At 41.8% G+C, this 20,170-nt stretch carries 17 protein-coding genes; 12 read left to right on the top strand and 5 right to left on the bottom strand.

Annotation, left to right across the window (positions count from 1 at the left end):
* The first annotated feature begins 219 nt into the window (after positions 1 to 219).
* From RMY31_RS27360 to RMY31_RS27315, 10 genes are all read left to right on the top strand, one after another.
* Positions 220 to 1,533 carry a Fis family transcriptional regulator gene (locus tag RMY31_RS27360; protein ID WP_322663826.1) on the top strand — a complete coding sequence of 438 codons (1,314 nt, stop codon included), beginning with the start codon at positions 220 to 222 and terminating at the stop codon, positions 1,531 to 1,533.
* Positions 1,526 to 5,002: a hypothetical protein gene (locus RMY31_RS27355; protein ID WP_322663824.1), complete on the top strand. Its 3,477-nt coding sequence runs from the start codon at positions 1,526 to 1,528 to the stop codon at positions 5,000 to 5,002. The genes RMY31_RS27360 and RMY31_RS27355 overlap by 8 nt, the downstream gene beginning before the upstream one ends.
* Complete coding sequence (locus tag RMY31_RS27350; RefSeq protein ID WP_322663822.1) at positions 4,995 to 7,757, top strand: pPIWI_RE module domain-containing protein; 2,763 nt, start codon at positions 4,995 to 4,997, stop codon at positions 7,755 to 7,757. Before RMY31_RS27355 ends, RMY31_RS27350 begins: the two co-directional genes overlap by 8 nt.
* A gap of 107 nt (positions 7,758 to 7,864) precedes the next feature.
* Entirely contained in the window at positions 7,865 to 8,593 is a 729-nt protein-coding gene (locus RMY31_RS27345; RefSeq protein ID WP_322663820.1) for a Bax inhibitor-1 family protein, read from the top strand.
* Between the two features lie 615 nt (positions 8,594 to 9,208).
* Positions 9,209 to 10,331, top strand: a protein-coding gene (prfB, locus tag RMY31_RS27340; RefSeq protein ID WP_322663818.1) for a peptide chain release factor 2 whose coding sequence is annotated in 2 segments (ribosomal slippage) — positions 9,209 to 9,280 and positions 9,282 to 10,331 — 1,122 coding nt in all. Because the reading frame shifts where the segments join, the coding sequence is not laid out codon by codon here.
* Positions 10,332 to 10,467: 136 nt separating this feature from the next.
* Complete coding sequence (locus tag RMY31_RS27335) at positions 10,468 to 10,623, top strand: DUF3285 domain-containing protein (protein WP_322663816.1); 156 nt, start codon at positions 10,468 to 10,470, stop codon at positions 10,621 to 10,623.
* A gap of 39 nt (positions 10,624 to 10,662) precedes the next feature.
* Positions 10,663 to 11,187 (top strand): rRNA maturation RNase YbeY, encoded by a 525-nt coding sequence (ybeY, locus tag RMY31_RS27330; RefSeq protein ID WP_322663814.1) that lies wholly within the window; start codon positions 10,663 to 10,665, stop codon positions 11,185 to 11,187.
* 122 nt (positions 11,188 to 11,309) lie between these two features.
* On the top strand, positions 11,310 to 11,762 hold the full coding sequence (locus RMY31_RS27325; RefSeq protein WP_322663812.1) for a diacylglycerol kinase family protein: 453 nt from the start codon (positions 11,310 to 11,312) through the stop codon (positions 11,760 to 11,762).
* Between the two features lie 215 nt (positions 11,763 to 11,977).
* Positions 11,978 to 12,577 (top strand): aminodeoxychorismate/anthranilate synthase component II, encoded by a 600-nt coding sequence (locus RMY31_RS27320; RefSeq protein ID WP_322663810.1) that lies wholly within the window; start codon positions 11,978 to 11,980, stop codon positions 12,575 to 12,577.
* 3 nt (positions 12,578 to 12,580) lie between these two features.
* Positions 12,581 to 13,348: an MBL fold metallo-hydrolase gene (locus RMY31_RS27315; RefSeq protein WP_322663808.1), complete on the top strand. Its 768-nt coding sequence runs from the start codon at positions 12,581 to 12,583 to the stop codon at positions 13,346 to 13,348.
* 253 nt (positions 13,349 to 13,601) lie between these two features.
* Here RMY31_RS27315 and RMY31_RS27310 read toward each other — a convergent pair whose 3' ends face one another.
* The 3 genes from RMY31_RS27310 to RMY31_RS27300 form a co-directional block, all read right to left on the bottom strand.
* Positions 13,602 to 14,831 (bottom strand): FG-GAP repeat domain-containing protein, encoded by a 1,230-nt coding sequence (locus RMY31_RS27310; RefSeq protein WP_322663806.1) that lies wholly within the window; start codon positions 14,829 to 14,831, stop codon positions 13,602 to 13,604.
* A gap of 550 nt (positions 14,832 to 15,381) precedes the next feature.
* Entirely contained in the window at positions 15,382 to 15,852 is a 471-nt protein-coding gene (locus RMY31_RS27305; protein ID WP_322663804.1) for a hypothetical protein, read from the bottom strand.
* 390 nt (positions 15,853 to 16,242) lie between these two features.
* On the bottom strand, positions 16,243 to 16,647 hold the full coding sequence (locus RMY31_RS27300) for a response regulator (protein ID WP_322663802.1): 405 nt from the start codon (positions 16,645 to 16,647) through the stop codon (positions 16,243 to 16,245).
* A 767-nt stretch (positions 16,648 to 17,414) separates the two neighbouring features.
* Here RMY31_RS27300 and RMY31_RS27295 point away from each other — a divergent pair.
* A complete protein-coding gene (locus RMY31_RS27295; RefSeq protein WP_322663800.1) occupies positions 17,415 to 17,630 on the top strand; it encodes a methylated-DNA--[protein]-cysteine S-methyltransferase in 216 nt (71 codons plus the stop codon).
* On the opposite strand, the gene RMY31_RS27290 is transcribed toward RMY31_RS27295, so the two are convergent.
* On the bottom strand, positions 17,624 to 18,478 hold the full coding sequence (locus tag RMY31_RS27290) for an acyl-CoA desaturase (RefSeq protein WP_322663798.1): 855 nt from the start codon (positions 18,476 to 18,478) through the stop codon (positions 17,624 to 17,626). The genes RMY31_RS27295 and RMY31_RS27290 overlap by 7 nt on opposite strands.
* A gap of 217 nt (positions 18,479 to 18,695) precedes the next feature.
* Between RMY31_RS27290 and RMY31_RS27285 the strand changes: the two genes are divergently transcribed.
* Complete coding sequence (locus RMY31_RS27285) at positions 18,696 to 19,925, top strand: TetR family transcriptional regulator (RefSeq protein WP_322663796.1); 1,230 nt, start codon at positions 18,696 to 18,698, stop codon at positions 19,923 to 19,925.
* 60 nt (positions 19,926 to 19,985) lie between these two features.
* Here RMY31_RS27285 and RMY31_RS27280 read toward each other — a convergent pair.
* Positions 19,986 to 20,170, bottom strand: a 185-nt coding sequence (locus RMY31_RS27280; protein ID WP_409878589.1) for a hypothetical protein, incomplete at its 5' end; no start/stop codon positions are given.

Raw genomic sequence — 20,170 nt, 5'->3', positions numbered from 1 at the left:
TAAAACAACTTTGCAGGTTTCTGGTTCTTCATAAATTTTCACTAACTATTTGGCAAAGTCCTTGATGCTAAGTGACCTTTTGAAATCACAGAACTGTGTCATAAATGCGTAAGTATTACTAAAAATGGAAACTTTGGAAACTTAATGGAAACATCGAAACAGTTGATTGACATGCAACTTTAGTGGGTGTCACACTTCTGCTAAACAGGAGGGTGAACAATGAGAATCACCAAGCACCGACAAAAAATTCTTGATGCACTTGAGCAATGGTTTCGCATTCACAAACAAGGGCCAACCTTGGAAGAGTTGTGTCAAGAACTCGGAATGCAACCATGTCAGAAAGCAACAGTTCAGAAGTGGTTGCAGACTATGCGCGGTATAGACGTTGAATGGGATAATCACAGCGCCCGCAGTCTTCGCCTCCTTACATCTGAACCGGAAAAACCCTCCTTACAGCTATCTGTGACGGACACTCTGCGATATCTGGCTACTGGCGTAGTGCAGTGGGAAAAACTTGAGCTAGAAAAGCGAAGTCAAGTACCAGAAGCTCTTCGCATTGGAATGTCGCGTATGTACTTAACTTCCTTGCTGCTGGAAGAACAAGCCCCAGAGAACCTACCCCAATTTTTTAATTGGGCGGAAACATCAATTACTTCTTGGAAACTTGCCCAAGAAATTAAATATCTTTCGCCAGATGTCAGCCTCATAGAAGACGGAGTAGTTTCTGACTTTGCCAGAGAATGGCAAGTTTCAGGTAATGATGTGGTGGCGCAGGTACAAGAGTCAGTACTGAAAGATGTATTGGAATATTGTCGAGGACACCAATTAGAAGATGCCTATCGTGTCTTTCGACAAATGATTATTACCAAACCCACTCTTCATTACTCAGAATATCGACAACAGTTACGTTTACCCGAACTCAAACCACTGCGGGAGTTATTGACGCAGCTAGAAATCTATATCGATATGAATAAGTTAGCCGAGAACAGCATTTATCATTTATGTCCTCGTTGCAAGTATGTTCAACGCCAACGCCCTGATGGTACTTACACTTGCCGTAACCCGTGGTGTGAAAGGCTTTGTGAAAATAGTAACCTCCAACCATTATCATCTATTTCCAAAGAAAAAGCAGAAGAATGGAAAGCCGTTACTCCTGGCGTACATTGGTACGGTACGCTGCCAGGCATTTGGGAAATTCAACTTAAAGAAGAACTTACAAAATTGGGTTCGCGCGTAACTCTTTGGCCTTTTGTTGATGAATTTGACTTACTCGTAGAGTTCCCGCGTAAAGTTCGCTGGGCAATTGATTTCAAAGATTGGGCATCTGTAGATGAGGAACGTTTGCAAAAGGTGCAGTATCGGCGTGATGCAACGGAAACTTTTGTAGTTTTTCCAGATGAACGTGAAGACTTTTTGCGGATAAGAGTTGTGCGCGAACAACTAGAACCAAAACTTGAGGGGGTACGCTTACGCCTATTTAGCGAAATCATTACTCAAGCCCAAGCAATTTTAGGGAAGAAAAATAATGCGTGAGACTATTAAATGGCGTAGGAATCTATGCAAAAAACTCCGCAACTCAGATGAATTACAACAGTATGTATTATCTAGTTTAGTTAACGCAGATACTCAATTACAGCAGCGTCAAACTAAGCGTTTTGCCCAACTTATTGCTGATGTGGAATTAGGATTAACTTTACTTCAGGAAGTAGCACCAGAAGAACCCGCAACTTCTGTGGAAGCTTTACTGAAAGGGTATCGCTTTCCAGTGCAACAACTACAAAGCGATCGCAACTGGCAACTTATACAAAATGCTCGTTTCTATCTGATTCAGCGCAAAGGTAGGCAGTGGTTGCGAGTGCTTCAAGAGTACATCAACTTACCTGAAATTCTTAGAATCTATAGCCTTGAAGAGGTAAGGAATGTTCCTCAACTTATTCCATCCAGTATCTACCCAAATCGGTTACAAGCAATATATCGCCCAACTTTATTAGAAACCCCACAGCATAGACAACGAAAAGTCAACTTAGCAACTGAAGGGCGCTGGTATGTGAAGATTTCCCAAAGGGGTAACTCTCCAGTTGAAGTTCCTATTGATATTCCCAAAGAAGTTGCTAATGTAGCCACCGAATCTTTAGTATCCCTTCATCGCACACGGACTGAGCAAAATCCACCGTGTAGCGTTACCCGTGAGGAATTATTACTAGCTGCCCAAGAAATGGACGATAAATTATCTCAGTTTGGGCAACAAGAAAATTATCGTAACCGCTTGGAAAACATTCTCTTCCAGCTATACGATGCGGAATCAGATAATTTCCATCAGGGTAATCAGCTGAATTTTGAGGGGCTGATCCACATTGTTGGACTTTTGAATGTGGGCAAGTCTACGCTGTTGGAAATTCTGATTTACCTCTTGGCTAAACAAGAATATCGCTGTGGGTTGATGGTGAATGATGTAGCTACAGCTGTCCGCCTCGCTTCCTTGTTTTGCCACAAGTTAGAAATTCCTGCTGCACCAGTGCTAGGTAGTAAGCGCCAAGAACAATTGACAAAAGTCTACGAACCAATTCTCAAAAGTGAGGGTCAGGAAGTTACTAAGGGAGGGATGCATCCAGCTTGGCGTTGGTTTAGTTCAGTCTGCCCACTTTTAGCTTTAGTGCAATCAGAAGAGAAGTGGGAATTTGGCAATGAACCGTGTCACAAGCTTTATCAAAAAGTTCCTATAGCTGAGAATGATGATTCTGATGATGAAGACTTGCAGGAAAGCGATTATGAGCAATATACTTGTCCCCTTTATTACAAATGTCCGCGTCACCATTTAGAACAAGATATTGCTACAGCCTTAGTCTGGGTTTTCACTCCTGCTAGTTTCATTCATACTCGTGTATCCCGCCAAGGGTTTGAACAAGACTTGACCTTTGCTGAGGCGGTTTATCGAGAATGTAAATTTCTATTTGTTGACGAAGCCGATCGCGTACAGATTCAGTTTGATGAAGAGTTTGCCCCTGATGAAGTCTTAGTTGATGCTTCTGGAAACTCATTTTTAAATAGACTCGGACTGAATCTTGCCATGATTTACAATTCCGATCGCGGTGATATGGCAGGCGATCGCTTTGTTGCTTGGACAAGCGCACATTATCACACTCAAAATGCAACTAACCGTATCTATCACTTACTTCTTACCCGTTCTAAACTCGTTGAGTGGTTGGGGCCTCTCCCCTTTACAGGTCGTTCTTTATTTGCGCGCATTATCCGCGATCTTGTCGATCCTCCCAACATTACTGTTTCATCGAAACCAAAGCTAACTCGCCAACAAATCATGGAAGAACGGCGTAAACGCATCATTGAAGCAGACTTAGCTCCCACAGAACAACGTCGCTGCCGCAAACAAATGATGGACGAACTAGACGGATTTTTGCAATATCCGCTTAACCGCCGTCGTGGAGGTGAACTTTCAGATTTGGCATTGACAATCCTAACTGCGGAAAATGACCGTCAAGCATTAACTGAAATTGCTCCTTGGTGTGAAAGATGGCTGGAAACTCACAATATTTTCGTGCCAGATGAAACTCAATTAGAAGAACTAATCCGAAATCTCCAATTTGCGATTTTAATTACTGTACTCGACAACCGACTTGGTTTTTTAGTTGATAATCTGAGCGACCTTGGTCGGGTAATGAACTTGCACGACTTAAACCAAGACCTCTTGCATCGCCCACCGAAAGACTTTCTCCCAGTTTTACCAGAATCGCCAGTAGGAAATATTCTAGGCTTTTTATATAAGCAAGAACCTAGCAATAAAAAAGCTGGTAAGTTGGACTATTTTCGCTATGTAGGTGTAGGCCGTGCTTTACTGTTAAATTTCCCAAAACTGTTCGCAGTTGATGGCTGGGAAGGCCCGCATACTGTTCTGATATCAGGTACTAGCTACGCCCCTGGTTCGCCAGCTTATCACATCAGTATAAAACCTACCGTGTTACTGCAACCTAGAACTGGTGAGGCAGGTATAGCTGAGAGTCAATTTTTCTTTAGTCCCAAAAAGAATCGGGAAGCCGACTATATTGCTTTATCAGGATTGCCACCTGCAAAACGCAAACTTGCTGCTAAAGAAATGGTCGAGGCTATGTGCCACTCAGCAAGACGTGCAGAGAGTTTTCTCGATCGCGTATTTCAGGATTTATCACAACGAAAACAACAGCAACCCCAATGGTGGAACGATCGCGATCGCATTTTGATTGTTGTGGGTAGCTACGAGGAATCGGAGTGGGTAGCCTCTATCTTACAATCGCGCTACCGCTTGCAAATCATGGACGACGATGGTATTGCTACCCTCCGTCGTGACAATGCTCCTACTAATCTTTCTGGTATTTTGCGAAGCGAAATTCGGAATTTAAAAGACCTTTCCACACAGATTGTAGTTGCTCCTTTGATGGCTCTAGAACGGGGTCACAATATCTTGAATGCTCAAGGTAAAGCTGCCTTCGGTGCAGTACTCTTTCTCAACAGACCTATGCCAATACCTGATAACTGGCAATCTACTGTTCAGCAACTCAACGCTTGGGCGCTGAAACACGAAAAAGATTCCACCCTTTACGAAGAAGCTCAATCAACTTTGGGAAACTTAACCATAACCCAGGTTGCAGATATCTTCTACCAGAATGCTGCTGCTGAGATGGTCAATTTGAATTACACGGCGTGGTCTTTCAAACAACTAACAAAAGACGAGCGATCGGTACTTTGCTGGACTCAGTTAGTCAGTATCTGGCAAATCATTGGGCGTTTGGTGCGTGGTGGCGTACCAGCAGTAGTCCATTTTATAGATGTGAAATTTGCCCCAAATTCAGCCATAGGCGAACAAGACAGCCAAACCACTTCACTTTTAGTTGCCATTATCAAGGTGCTGGAAGCTGATATCAAAAGTGACGATGTGTTGGGGCGATCGCTTTATGGCGCTTTTTTGAATGCACTTCAACAAATGCAACAAAGAAACTTAAACTATGACTAAAATTATTCTTCCTGGTGCTTGGAAACTTACTGCAACAAATCCAACATGCGAACTCTCTGCAATCTATGTTCCTACTGCGTGGCGACAAGTTGCTAACAACCTTGCTCAACAGCGTGCCAGATTCAGAGGTCAAGGTTATCGAGCCGTACCAGTTTATTCTCTTGACCCCTTGATAGTTGGTAGCTTTCCTCAAATTATCAAGACTATGCGTAATGGCTGGCAGAGAGGCAATGTACCTTGGTTGTTAGCAACAGAAACCACAGACCTTTCTGACTTGGGTAACTATATCAAAGATTGGTTGATTGAAGAATTCAGTTCTTTAGAAGATGTTGAGTCACAGCTTGCAAATCTGAATAATGATGATTGGCACTGGGAAGAGCCAAAAATGTATGATTTACTCCATCCTCAAGATAAGGTCGAAACAAGCAACCTTTACCAAGCCATTCCAGATTACCTTGCCAAGGAGTTTCTCCAAAACCCAACAGTCTGCTTTGGTGTTGATGAGCAGTATCAACTGACATTTTATCGAGTAGTTAGCCTCCAAGGCGCTGAGTTAATGTCATGGCCTCCCAGTAAAGTTACGGTCACTAAAGGAAAGGAAACAACAGAAACAGCATATATTTCGTTTGTCCTTAAGTTTGTTTTGCAAACAGTCCCTTGGCGCGAAAAACCGATTATCTATCATCATTTATCAGTTCGACGCTGGTTAAGTCAACCTCTGAAATATGTACCGTACCCAGGTGTAAAAGCTCATATCGGTGATAACCGTCGATGGTTAGATGGCCAACGCCAACCCTTTTGCTTTATTCCACTGACGATCAAGCTTTATGGAGAGCAAAGGAAATGGCCTCAAGCCATCAGCAATCTTTTTTCTCTCAATGACTCTCAACTTCCTGACGCAAATAATTTCGTTTCTAACCCAAATCACAATTGGTCAGGTATCAACACAATTCCTAGTGGTATCCAAGCTGCGATCGCCTACACTTCTAAATTAGGTGAACCACCCTGCTTTGGTGGTGTCAGTCCACAGGATTTGGCTAGTTTAGATCGAGCTATTGAAGCACGTCTTTGTGTTCAGAGAGTGGGTGAAGCTCAAAGGTTGACAGATGTTTTTATTTTCTGGCCTTCAGAAAAACCCAAAAATAAAATTGTTCCTCTGCTTGTTGATGAAGATAACCAATCTTCCAAGCCTAAAAAAGCCAAGAAATCTGAAGATCCAAATCATTCAGCTACTCCAATGCTGCGACCCAGACTAGCAGCACCAGCAGTATTTCGTAAACTTGAAAATCCCCTCTACACTATACTTATTTTGTGGGAAACTCCACAATGTCGTGATGCACTAATTGATGAGATTTGCAAGTTACTGTATTTATCACCTACAAACGTAGGCAATATTTATGAAGGAGCATATGGTTCGCTGTGCATCAAAACTCAACACGTTGGCGACCTTACACAAAAACTAGAAATTAAAAGTTTTTCTGAAGTGAGGAAAACTTATCAACAGCAACGTCCTGATTTATTAGCAGAACGCATTAACAAGATTACTGCATTTCTACCTAAAACTAAAGAATTAAGCGGAGCCTTAATTGAAATCAGACCGAAACCTTCCAAAACTGAAGCCGATCCTAAACTTGCATGGCGGATTGGGGCAGTGAAAGCAGGCTATCTCAATCAACACATCCATCGAATAACTTATATTACCAAAGCTGGTGAAGAAAAGCTGAAAAAATCAGGTTTAGAACCAGTGAAACGAGCAGTATCAGACTTACTTAGACAATTCGGAATTTTACCGGATACTCCTTTAATTAATCCTGAAAAAGATGGGATTGATCCTGATGTTTGGTTAACGTGCTTTTATGTTCTACGCCGCACCCGCAAAACAAATGCCGAAAACATTCCCAAAACTGTTGTTTTGATGATTAGAGTTAATCCACAAACAGCAAAAGTAGAGTTAACAACACCTAAATTATTTAATGAACAAGGCTGGGTATCATATCCTGTTGGACTTGCACACCTTTCGGATGAAGACTGGGATTCTAACTCTGATAATGAAAGTAATGAAGAACTTGATGATGAACAAAAACACAAAGAGCAAACAAAAGAACAAAGATTAATCAATAAATTTGTTGCTGAATGTTTGCAAGATTGCTTAAATACTCCAATTACTGATGAAAAATCCCCGCGTGTGCTATTCATGGCAGAAGCACAAAATGCTCGCAAAATGCTGAACTGGTTACAAAACAAAAATCTAGTAACTAATGACCCACTACAAGCACTAAAACAGCACCTTTCACAAGCAGAAATCAATCGCCTGTGGATTGTGCGCTTACGAGTTGCAGATAATGGTGAAGTGCCAGTTGCTATTGTTAAAGATTCTCCTGGTAGTCGAACCAGTGGTGTTTATCGATGGCAGAATGTATGTGATGATGGGGAGCGATCGCTTTACCTGAGCCTTAGAAAACCTTTAAACACGGAACAGGGTACAAAAATACTACAACAGAAGCATTCTCGCCTTGATAGTGGCAACAGAGCAGCAGGCAAGGCCAAAATCTTAGAAATCGCCCTAATTCATCACCCAGAAATCAAAGCTGACAAGCTAGCTCACTTTGTCCATTCTCTCAGAAGTCGCTGGCCTTACTTTGCAAATGATGTTTCCTTACCGTTGCCTTTTGCATTTGCTACTAAGGCTAAAGAGTATGCTGTCAGTAGTAAAGATGCTGTGGAATTTTCAGAGACTGACGACCATGATTTTTAGCTAAGCCGCCCTTCAGATTTAGCAAACCACATTAAATCCTTGGCTGTTAACCGCAAATATTGGTAAGAATGGAAATAAATAGAACGTTTACCTGAAAAAATTGAAATATGAGCAACACCAGTAACTTTCGTGAAGCTATCCGTGAGGCTAAAACTCAAGCCCTCGTTGGCCCAAATGTAATTGCCAATGCATTACCCTATGTCGGTGGCGGTCTTGTACTCACTGCATTAGGAACCTACGGCGGCTTGGGAGTTATCCGTACTAACCCCGAAATATTCTTTCCCACATTTATTGGTGCGGTGATTGTGGAGTTAATTTTGTTCTTTGTTGCCCAAAATGTTGCCCAAAAAGGTAACAAGGGACTTGCACTACCTTTGTTGGCAACTTACAGCCTCTTGTCTGGATATACTCTCAGTGGCTTGGTATTTGTCGCTTTGAGATCCCAAGGTGTTGGCATTCAAGGCATTGGGTTGGCTGCCCTTGGTTGTGGTGTTACCTTTATTGCTGCCCGTCAAATTGGTTCAAATCTCTCTGAACAAGATGGGATGGCTTTGACTAAAACCATCAATCTTGGCGTTATTGCCTTGGTGGTTGTGTGCCTCGCCCAATTCGGGTTTGCCATGTTTGGTGTTTATACGCCAAATTGGTTAGAAATTGCCATTTCAGGTTTAGGAGTATTTCTGTTTGTTGGGGTTTCTGTTGTCGATTTCTATATCTTGCCCCGCACTTACAGCGATGACCAATATCTGCCTGCTGCTTTGTCGATGTACCTCACTTATATCAACTTGTTCGTCTTTATTTTGCGGTTGTTAATTGCCATCAATGGTAGAGATTAAGCACCCATAGCCAGAAAACTCTAACAAATCATCAGCCGTGGTTACTGACATAACCACGGTTTTTTCATTTCAATTAGAGATATGAGTAATTTTTGTAATACAATCTGTAGTAATAGATTAGCCTTAAGCAAGCAAAACTATGCTGGAACTCTTAAATATCAAAAGCGAAGTAGAAAGGCTGTCGAATATGCTAAGCAAAACTGAGGACTGTCTTTGACCTCCGAGAACTAGGCGTAAAAATTCAATAATTACCTCAATTAATTGCCCAACCCAATTTTTGGGATAATTCAGATCCTGCCTATCAAACAGTTCAAGAAATCGAATACTTCACATTCTCCAAGCAAAAACAATATCAGCGATCGCACTTCATTTTAGAAGATACCAAAGCAGCCCTAGAACTACTGGAAATATCAGCAGACGAGCAATTGCTGTAAGAGACACAAACCAGCTTTACCCAACTCTAGCAAGAACTTGAAACAATAGTTAAAAACGATTTGGGTAACTTATACAAGTGATAACAAGAGAATTTGCCCAACTACAGCTAAAATCAAGAAGTCAAATAAAATAAACGAGAATCATCAAACATCCTCAGCGCTCCATACTTAAGCAAGCACTATGGAAGTCCTAGAACTCAAACGCGAAATCGAAACATTGTCCGGTCGTCTGGGTAAAGCCCAGGACTATCTTTGACATACCTGCACTAACTGCCAAAATTCAAGACCTAGAACAAATAGCAGCCCAGCCAGAATTTTGGGAAGACCAAACTCAAGCCCAAGATACACTGCAAAAACTCAACGACCTCAAAGCCCACCTCGAACAGTATCATCAGTGGCGAGCCAATCTGGAGGATACTAAAGCAGTTGTTGAGCTATTGGAGTTAGAAACCGATGAAGCACTACTGCAAGAAGCGGAATCTACTATTACCAAACTCAATCGTGACCTCGACCAATGGGAATTACAACAGTTACTTTCTGGCCCCTACGACAGTGAAGGGGCAGTACTAACAATTAATGCTGGTGCTGGTGGTACAGATGCTCAAGATTGGGCATTTATGCTGCTGCGGATGTACACCCGTTGGGCAGAAGCCCACGGCTACAAAGTAACTTTGGCCGAAGAGTCCGAGGGTGATGAAGCGGGAATTAAATCAGCAACTCTGGAAATTACTGGTCGCTACGCCTATGGTTACTTGCGGTCGGAAACCGGCACACATCGCTTAGTGCGGATTTCACCTTTCAATGCCAATGGCAAGCGACAAACTAGTTTTGCCGGGGTGGAAGTGATGCCGCAGTTAGATAACTCTGTGCAACTGGATATTCCAGAGAAGGATTTAGAAATCACCACATCCAGAGCTGGTGGTAAAGGTGGGCAAAATGTCAACAAAGTAGAAACGGCTGTGCGAATTGTTCATCTTCCCACTGGTATTGCAGTGCGCTGTACAGAAGAGCGATCGCAGCTACAAAATAAAGAGAAAGCTCTCGCCCGTCTCAAAGCCAAGTTGCTAGTCATTGCCCGTGAGCAAAAGGCACAAGAAATTGCCCAAATTCGCGGCGATATGGTGGAAGCTTCTTGGGGCAACCAAATCCGGAACTATGTGTTTCACCCTTACCAAATGGTAAAGGATTTGCGTACCAATGCCGAAACAACTGCGATCGCTGATGTGATGAATGGCGACCTCGATCCCTTCATCCAAGCCTATCTCCGGCAAGAAAATCAGTTGGTAGAAAGCACTCCTGCCTAATTGGGAGCAGGGGAGCAGAGGAGCAGGGGGAGATGAGGGAGAAAATATTAATACTCAATCCCCAATCTCCAGTCCCCAATCCCCAATCTCCAAACCTGTTACATTTATATATAAAAGAGTTTGTTATCAAATCATTATGAGCAACTCTCCGACAACGGAACCTAAACCAAGCTATGTAAAACTTGCCATGCGAAACATGGTGCGAAAGGGTGGTACTTCCTTGAAACATTTTGCCCTGACCAGTATAGGGCTTTTAGTTGTCCTCGTGGGTCTTGCTTACCTAACTCGCTGACGACACAACAACCAAAGCGCCTAGGAGAATTTGTAACTGGTGCGAGTTGAATTAGATGTCCAGGATTTTTTTTACGAGTCGTCCTCAAGCATAACTCTAAATTTTGGGGATACTGATGACCGAGTTGCTCCTGAAACTTGGGAAAATTGGTTTCATCGCTGGTTGGAAGTTCTACAACCTCATCTTCCACCAGCATCAAGCTACGAAATAGGGCTGCGTTTGACGGACGATGCGGAAATTCAAGCGCTAAATGCCCAGTATCGTCATCAAAATAAACCAACAGACGTTTTAGCCTTTGCCGCCTTAGAAGTAGACTTTCCTCATCCGGAAATGTCTGCCGACCCTTTGTATCTAGGTGATATTGTTGTTTCAGTGAATACGGCACAACGCCAAGCCCAACAGCAAGGACATAGTTTGCTAACCGAATTAGCTTGGTTAGCTACTCATGGTCTACTACATCTATTGGGCTGGGATCATCCAGATGAGGAAAGTTTATTGCAAATGCTCAAACAGCAAGTGATATTACTGGAGACGATAGGTATTGTTATTGACATAGAATATTAAATAATCTTGATGTCTGTAAGTGTTTATAATACTTCTGTAGAAAATTGTCTCAAAGTTTATTACACCATTAAAATCAGCAAAGATTCCCACTTTACTTACTCTATTGTTTTATTTTTAAGCTTATGTCCCAACAAGTTTCCCCTCCACAACAAACTAACCACTTACCACCACTTGTAAAAAAGGAACGGGAATCTTGGCAAGTTGCCTCTAATTTATTTATTAGTTTTAAATATGCTTGGACTGGAATCACCTATAGTTTTCAAACTCAACGAAACTTTCGCATCCACGTAGGTGTTGGTGTTTTAGCGATCGCCTTAAGTGTTTTTTTACATTTGCAACCAATCGAAATAGCAGTTATTGGTATAACTAGTGGTTTAGTTTTGGCATTAGAGTTATTGAATACTGCGATCGAGTCACTTGTGGACTTAACAGTCAAGCAGACATACCATGATTTAGCAAAAATTGCCAAAGACTGTGCTGCTGCTGCTGTGCTTGTCTCTGCTTTGGTAGCAGTGCTGGTTGCTTGTATTCTCTTGTTACCACCGCTGGTAGTCTTAATTATGTCAAATTTCTAGGTTTGTTTGAAGTCAGGCGGGGCGCAAAGCCCTGCGCCCTTAAAGAAATTAGGAGTTAGGGATTGGGAAAAGGGAAAGGGAAGAACATTCCTTTGCCCTTTCCCCTCTCTTGTTCCCAGTACCTAATCCCTTTTTCAGATGATTTTTACAGCAAGTAAAATCTGGTAACAAATAAGCAAAATAAAATAAGTGATAGAAACCAGGAGTTATAGGCTGTGATTATAGTCATCGATAACTACGACAGCTTTACATATAATTTGGTGCAGTATTTGGGAGAACTAGCGGTAGAGTTCCCCGTGGCTGCGGATATTAGGGTTTTTCGCAATGACAAGATATCTATAGATGAAATTCAGAAATTAAATCCTGATGTTGTAGTCATTTCTCCTGGGCCAGGCCGCCCGGAAGATGCTGGAATATGCTTAGATTTAATTAAACAGCTAGGAACTAACTTGCCAATTTTGGGTGTATGTTTGGGACATCAAAGCATTGGTCAAGTATTTGGTGGTAAAATCGTCTCTGCTCCAGAATTAATGCATGGTAAAACTTCTCAGGTGTCTCACACTGGCGTGGGTGTTTTTCAGGGATTAGAAAATCCCACGATCGCCACCAGATATCATAGTCTGGTTATCGATCGCGAAACTTGTCCCGAAGTGTTAGAAATTACCGCTTGGGTTGAAGATGGCACGATTATGGGAGTGCGACACCGGAACTATCCTCACATTCAAGGTGTCCAATTTCATCCAGAGAGTGTCCTCACATCTTCAGGAAAGCAGTTACTGCGAAACTTTCTGGAACAATTACAGTCGAGAGAGTAACTAATGAAACGACGACAATTGATGGGCTATGCTGGGGCAGGGTTAGCCACAGCTTTGGTTACTACCTTGGGTTCCGAATTCCAGGCTGACGCACAATCTAGCGGTTTATCAGTTCAGTGGTTGGGTCATACTTGCTTTCTGTTTACTGGTGGCGGGGTGAGAGTTCTTGTTAATCCATTTCGGGCAGTGGGTTGTACTGCTGGTTATCGTCCACCGAAAGTTGCAGCAGATTTAGTACTGATTAGCAGCCAATTGCTAGATGAAGGTGCCGTGGATCGACTATCAGGGAATCCAAAGCTCGTATATGCACCAGGAGTTTACGAGTTCCAAGGAATCAAATTCCAAGGAATTGCTATAGACCACGATCGCAAAGGTGGTAAGCAGTTCGGTACAAATACTGCTTGGAGTTGGAAGCAAGGGGGAATTAATATCGTGCATTTAGGAGGCGCTGCTGCACCGATTTCCATTGAGCAAAAAATCCTCTTAGGACGACCTGATGTGGCATTTATCCCCGTGGGAGGTAGTGCGAAAGCTTACAATGCCCAAGAAGCCAAGCAAGCAGCTGAGGTACTAAATCCCAAACTGGTGATTCCCACTCACTACCGTACCCAAGCTGCTGATGCTGCTAACTGCGATATCTCGCCACTAGATGAATTTCTGACATTGATGCAGGGTATAACAGTCCAGCGCAGTAAGACTGACACCATTACTATTAGTTCCGGTAAATTACCAGAAAATAGCGTAATTCAGGTTTTCAGTTACAAATTTTAACGCTATGCAACCCTTGTGAGTAAAGAATCCCCCAACTTCAAGCTGGGGGATTCTCAATATGGAAGGAAGAAAATCCAGATAAAATCTGAATACGGGCGCAAGGACTTGTGCCCCTTCATTACGAATTACATTAGCGTAGCGTTAGCGAGTCTTCGCCCAAGTAGAGCAAGTGGCGTGCGACGCTAAAAGCGATAGCGCAGCGAAGCGCGAGTCATCGAGCGTCACGAGCCTCATTATAAATTATGAATTCGTATTAAGCGGTATACCACTCTGGCCCGAGCTTATTTTCGTCGGCTATGGGAGTTTCAGTAGCTCTCGTGCCATCCATAGTCCAAAGAGTGTCTGCACCGGATGTCTGATCGCGCCAGTAGACATCGGTCTTACCATCGCCGTTGTAATCACCAAGGGATGGTGTCGCAGATGCGCTGTTACTTGGTAGAAAAGCTTCACTACTAACTGTTGTGCCATCCATTAACCAAGCGGTGTTTTCACCAGTTGCATTATTGTGCCAGAAAACATCGGTTTTGCCATCACCATTAAAATCGCCAATTTTAGATGTCCAGTTTGAGTCAAGCGCGCCCAAAGCACCCTCAGTGACTATGATGCCATTCACCTGCCAAATCTTGTTCTCTCCTGTTTGAGCGTTTCTCCACAGAATATCGGTGCTAAAATCGCCGTTGAAATCACCAAGGGTATAAGTCCAGGCTGCATCCTGTGATTGTAAAGAAAACTCACTCTTTTGCGGCCCATCCATAAACCAAACTTTGTTCTCACCTGTTGTCTGATCGCGCCAGAAGATGTCGCTCTTGCCATTACCGTCGAAATCAACTACGGCAGGGGTTAACGATGTACTTGTTGTGTCTAGAACAGTCGCGCTGGTGACAGTTGTGCCGTCAATCTGCCAAACAGCATTCTCGCCGGTTGTCGCATTATGCCAGAAGATGTCTGTCTTGCGATCGCCGTTGAAATCGCCAATGCTAGAAGTCCAGGTTGGGTCAACTTTGTCTAGCGGAGCAAAACTAGCAACGTTAGTCCCATCCATTAGCACAATGTTGTTCTCACCCGTTGTCTTATTGCGTAATAAGAAGTCAGTCTTGTTATCACCATTAAAATCGGCAATGTTGTAATTCCAGGAGGATAAGTCATATGTACCTAGAGAAGCCTGTTGGATAATGTTTGCACCATCCATTAACCGAACTACAATCTCACCAGTTTGAGAATTGACCCAGACTTTATCCGTTTTGCCATCGCCGTTGAAATCAGGAGTAACCGCCGCACTAGTTATATAAGGATTGGGATTGGGATTTGCACTTGCCGATAAAGAAGGTGTTGATACAGTTTCTGTCAAGTCTGAAGAACTACTACGTCCTAGTGAAGAAAAATCTAATTGCTGCAAATCATTAGAATAATTGACCAAAGCCTTTGATTTTTCTAAAGATATATCAAATGAACTAGCAGACGAAGAATTTTGATTGGCAGACATGATGTGTTTTTATGACTGGTTGTCATAAAAGTTTTAACTCTTATATTGAATATCTTTCTGTCAAAGAATAACATTTTTTAAGGTTTTATTGTTTTTTTATAAACATTCTTTTTTAATAAAAGTCATTGTTTAGCAACATTTTTACTTTGTCATATATGATTGTTTTTAAAATCTAAAGTTAGATATAATAAATTAAAAAATTGTACAATTATCATGATTTATAGATAAAAACACTGGGTTTATCTGGATTTTATGAAAATATCAATATTTGATTAAAAGCTTAATTAAAATTTTTATAACTTATGTATTGCATTCAAAACATTTAGTTCTATAATTTCAAGAATAGTAAATGCAATATTTACCATAATTAGGATAAAATTGGCTATTTGGTTAGATATAAGCAGATAAATTAAAATATTGCTATAAGAGTAATATAGGTAATGCGATTGCTCTATGATTGAAAGCAGAGAGCAATTGTTCGCCATATCATCTTATTCTGTTTATTTCTGCGTGTCTAAATTTATCCCACTATTATGGAACGCCTGTAATTTTAGTCTACATAATCCTTTGTAATTTCAAGATTAGCAGCATTATCTGAAACTATTGGGCGGCAACCATCTATCTCAAGAACATCCTCAACTTGAAAATTGCTCTTAGCAATCGGACGTTTGCCATCTATATTAAGAATTTCTTTAACCTCCAAATCATTTGGGTCGACTGGGCGATCGCCGTCTAAGGTTAGCATGTTATGCTCCTGAAAATTGCTCTTAGCAATCGGGCGTTTACCATCTACGTCAATTATTTTTTCAGAATAATTTTCATTTTTTACGATTGGGCGCTGACCGTCTATGTCAATTGTTTCTTTAATTTGAATGTTACTTGGGTCAACTGGACGCTGACCATCTATGTCAATTGTTTTAGAAGTTTGTGTCATTTCGTCAGATGCTGACTCAGTGTTAATTTCAGTTTCAGTATCTGTTGTGTTTCGATCCAAACTATTGACGTTGTTGATGTTATCCATGATTAGCTTTTTCCTCTACAAGTATTTGCAAACTAATAAGATTATTTCAGAATTTTTTATGCATAATTGAACTACTTAAAGTTTATATATGCTAAAAAATTAGCTTTGAATATATGAGGTTAGGATGCCTGAACATTGCTATCAAGCTAATCTAGTGGAGTTAGTAATGTTAACATGTTATTTTTTAATGATTTGATTACTATTTAATATACTTAGATAAAGCCGAAAAAACCTCTACCAACGCACAGAAAGCGCCTCTAACTTAAGAGCTATTTTTCCATGTTAGAATAAGAAACCCAATACAGCCAAACTCTACTTGCTTTACTACTTACTTAAGCAAAATAGTTTTTAGATGTACTGGACTCAGTATGATTATTCAGCTTTGCACAATTACCAGTTACAAGAAGCAACTAAATTAGCAACGATTTCAACAAGTTCTTCTGGAGCAACTGGTTTAGAGACATGAGTTTGAAAACCAGCTTCTAAGGCACGAACACAACTGTCACTATCACCAAAGGCTGTTAAGGCAATAGCTGGAACTCGTCCACCAATATCAGGCTTGAGGGCACGGATTTTGCGGATTAAGGTGTAACCATCCTCACCAGGCATACCTATATCACTAATTAAGACATCGGGTTGTAATTGAGGTAACACTTCTCGTGCTGCGGCTGCTAATGGAACTGCTGTAACGGTAGCTCCATCTGCTTCTAACACGGTAGTGACGAAAAAGCGAATATCATCATCATCCTCAACTACCAAAATATTTAAGCCAGCAAGAGACAAAGAAGTTGGCATAACACATTAAATTTTATTCAAAATCCAAACGCTTACTGAACCTACTGGTATCTAACTATTTTTTATTAAAGAATTATTATTCAAGATGAGCTTGCAGGCTTCTAAATCAAATTTTTAACCATGTTGCAGAATATGAAGCTTAGCTCCGCTAACTGCCAATGGTTTATGTTTGAAAATTTTCTCGCATTATTATATTAACGTATCCTTTCAATCTCAATCTACTGGCTATCAATTATTTATTGCTGCACTTAGGACTCGCACAGAAATCATTTACCTGTTTGTAAAAACATAATCTTTAGATTTACAAGCGTTTCAGCGATCAAAAAAGTAACTTATTCTTGCAGGATGCCTTGGGTTTGGTTCACGGTCTTCGACAACACCTACTCAAGAAGTGAAGTTTATGCTTCAGCATAACCCTCTTCATATTATTTTGCGACAAAATAATCTCTAATCGTTACAGCATCAGACTTTTACTAAAAAGCTTGATTCCAGCAGTTTTGTTAAAAAATAAATGCTCAAATTCTCGCTTTATCTACAGTTGAAAAATTGGCTCTTATTTTTATTTTGCCAGATTAATTAAAGAGGGATACTGATTATGCACCACGAATGTTAAAACTTCTTCAGAGGCGTTAGGGCAACTTCCATTTCCAGGATGTAAAAGACTCACAGGGTTTTAGCAGTAGAATTCAAGCTTATCTTAAGGGCGATCGCACTATATAAAACAATATTCCTCTAAGTACAGGGGGTACTGCTTTTCAATAGCAAGTTTGGCTAGCACTGCAAATTATTTCTTGTGGAAAACCATTTTTGATGCTGAGTTAGCAGCAAAAATTGGTAAGCCGACTGCTGATCGCGCTGTCGGCATGGCAAACTCACTAAGTCATCGCGTCATGGCTACAAACGCTGTACTCACGGGATATACAGGGGGAATAGAGCGCAAGCGCTGGTTGTTGAATCATGAAGGTGTGGCAATTTATCAGTGAGTCACACTTTGTGGGGGAGGCAAAATTACTTTTTTAGCTAAACCCAAACTCTTCAGTACTTGAATACTCCACCAAGTAACGTCAATTTCCCACCAACGTAATCCGGATTTTGCCATATGGGGATAAGTATGATGGTTATTGTGCCATCCTTCTCCATAGGTTACAAGGGATACCCACCAAAGATTACGAGCGCCGTCATTGGCATCAAAAGTACGATAACCCCACAGGTGTGATGCAGAGTTCACGAACCAAGTAGAATGCCAGAGCAAAACTGACCTGACAAATATTCCATAAATTACAAAAGACCACCCTCCTAAGACATACAGCAACAGTCCTAGAGGAATTTGCATCAGCACGAAGTAGCGATCCAGCCAGCGATAGAATGGTTGTCGCGCTAAGTCAGGCGCATATTTTTGATAAGTTTCATAATCAAAAAACTCTGGACGCGGATATAAAACCCACAGCATATGGCTCCACCAAAACCCTCGCTGAGCAGAGTAGGGGTCTAAGTTGATATCTTCGGTGTGAGCGTGATGCTGTCGATGTGCGCCAATCCAAAAAATTGGCCCGCCTTGGAGAGCCAGCGCTCCAATGATGGCGATCGCATATTCCAACCATTTAGGTACTTGAAAACTTTTATGGCTCAGGAGTCGATGATATCCCAGGCAAATGCCAATGCTGCCAAATAACCAGTGGAGAAACAGCAGCAAACCTAATGCCGACCAGGAAAAAAACCACGGAGCCAGGAGAACTAAAGCATGAAATGTGCCAAAAAAGGCCACATTTGTCCAACTGAGCCGAGGCGAATTTCCTTTATTAGGGGCGATCGCCGAAAGTTTTGCGGTCATAAAAACTCCTGTTGATGGATGATAAAGCGATTTGCTTTTTCTTGAGGTTAGACTTCTTGCAGAAGTTGGCATAAGGGTCAAAGAAGAGAGCAGGGGGAGCGAACCTCTTACCCACTCTTCACAGCAGTTCGTTACAGTAAATAAGAGCAAGTATCACTTACATTTGGTATGCTAACAATTCTCTTGTTTATATGCAAGTGCCACTTGCATTTTTCTTATGTCTCCTCAACCTATTTCAGCTCGTCAACGTCTGATTCAATCAGCACTTGAGTTGTTTACAGCTCAGGGAGTAAGTGCCACCACAACCCGCCAAATAGCTGAAAAAGCAGAAGTCAACGAAGTCACCCTATTTCGGAATTTTGGTAATAAACATGGATTGCTTTTAGCAGTACTGGAGGAATCCGCAGCCTTCAAAAATTTAGGTGAGTCTTTGGTACGACGGGCAACTCCTCCTGGTAATGTCTACCAAGCACTAAAAGATTATGCAAGTGATAGCTTGCATGCATTAGAACGAGTACCAGAGTTTGTCCGGTCTGTGGTAGGTGAAGCTGACCAATTTCCGACGGAAAATCGCCGTGCCTTAGGCAGAGGGTTAACGGAAGCTAATCGCTACGTGGCCCAGTATTTAGCTACTGTTATTCAGCAGGGAGACTTAAATACCTATCTACCAGCAGAGAAATTAGCTAGTTTGCTGAATGGGATGATTCTGGGTTATGCCGTTATTGAATTTACCAGTGAATTTCACGAACTGTGGGAGAATCGGGATGATTTTCTCGAAAACTTGGTGGAGTTGTTTTTGCATGGGGCGATGTCACCTGCTCCAGAATTAACAACAGAAGCTTTACCAGGAAGCATCATTACTAAGGAAGTAGCTGATTTGCCTGCTGGCTTGGTTCACGAAATTCTGCGACAAGCTAGAAAATTGGGCGTAAAAGACTATGCTTTGGCATATACGTTGTTTGGGGCAGGGTTATCTCCTACAGAAATAGTTAATTTGCAGCGATCGCATCAAATTAACGATAATCATGGGCACTTTCTTCAGATTACAACCCCAGGATGCATCCGCCAAGTGCCTGTTAATCAGTGGATTTTGGGTAAACGCTATGGTTCCTACACCAACAACCCCTTAATCAAATGGCTAAAAAGCCGCAAAGATAGTCACCCTGAGATGTTTCTCGACGAAGCAGGTAAACCAATCTCAGAATCACAAATTTTCGGGCACTGGCAAGCATGGACTGAGGGACTGTTAACTCCCCAAGGAAAATCACCAGAAATTGCTCAAGCACAACATACTTGGTGTGTAGAAATGTTAATGCGGGGCATGAGCTTGGATAACCTGAGTATTCTTACAGGTTGCGATCGCACTCAATTACAGCCCTATGCTAGGAGAGCCAGAGAAAAAGCAGCCCTAGAGCAAGCAACCCGTTTAGATCACAAGCCTGCGTAGTGCTGAGTTAGGAGCAGCCTCACTGGCGGTACTACTACCCGCGATGAATGAATAAACAAGTCAAATCCTCTTCGCTTCTGCCTTCTGCCCTCTGCCTCCTGCATTGTTTCTTGAAAGCAGCCCCACTGGCGGCGCACCACCCGTTATGAATGAAAGAAACAGTGTTGAATGGGACTGATTAACAGATAAATTTATAAGTGTCCTGACAGTTAAGACCGAAGTCTCAATAGTGTTTACAAAGCCTG

Origin of the sequence: Dendronalium sp. ChiSLP03b, from assembly GCF_034531165.2 — a bacterium.
Taxonomy (GTDB): Bacteria; Cyanobacteriota; Cyanobacteriia; order Cyanobacteriales; family Nostocaceae; genus Dendronalium; species Dendronalium minutum.
This window is presented reverse-complemented; position numbering and strand designations above follow the sequence as displayed.

Bases quoted from the DNA above. Each gene is read 5' to 3' on its own strand.
- RMY31_RS27335 (WP_322663816.1), top strand. From the start codon at position 10,468: ATGAGCAACTCTCCGACAACGGAACCTAAACCAAGCTATGTAAAACTT.
- RMY31_RS27305 (WP_322663804.1), bottom strand. From the start codon at position 15,852: ATGGATAACATCAACAACGTCAATAGTTTGGATCGAAACACAACAGAT.
- RMY31_RS27345 (WP_322663820.1), top strand. From the start codon at position 7,865: ATGAGCAACACCAGTAACTTTCGTGAAGCTATCCGTGAGGCTAAAACT.
- RMY31_RS27290 (WP_322663798.1), bottom strand. From the start codon at position 18,478: ATGACCGCAAAACTTTCGGCGATCGCCCCTAATAAAGGAAATTCGCCT.
- RMY31_RS27350 (WP_322663822.1), top strand. From the start codon at position 4,995: ATGACTAAAATTATTCTTCCTGGTGCTTGGAAACTTACTGCAACAAAT.
- RMY31_RS27360 (WP_322663826.1), top strand. From the start codon at position 220: ATGAGAATCACCAAGCACCGACAAAAAATTCTTGATGCACTTGAGCAA.
- RMY31_RS27325 (WP_322663812.1), top strand. From the start codon at position 11,310: ATGTCCCAACAAGTTTCCCCTCCACAACAAACTAACCACTTACCACCA.
- RMY31_RS27315 (WP_322663808.1), top strand. From the start codon at position 12,581: ATGAAACGACGACAATTGATGGGCTATGCTGGGGCAGGGTTAGCCACA.
- RMY31_RS27285 (WP_322663796.1), top strand. From the start codon at position 18,696: ATGTCTCCTCAACCTATTTCAGCTCGTCAACGTCTGATTCAATCAGCA.
- RMY31_RS27300 (WP_322663802.1), bottom strand. From the start codon at position 16,647: ATGCCAACTTCTTTGTCTCTTGCTGGCTTAAATATTTTGGTAGTTGAG.
- RMY31_RS27355 (WP_322663824.1), top strand. From the start codon at position 1,526: ATGCGTGAGACTATTAAATGGCGTAGGAATCTATGCAAAAAACTCCGC.
- RMY31_RS27310 (WP_322663806.1), bottom strand. From the start codon at position 14,831: ATGTCTGCCAATCAAAATTCTTCGTCTGCTAGTTCATTTGATATATCT.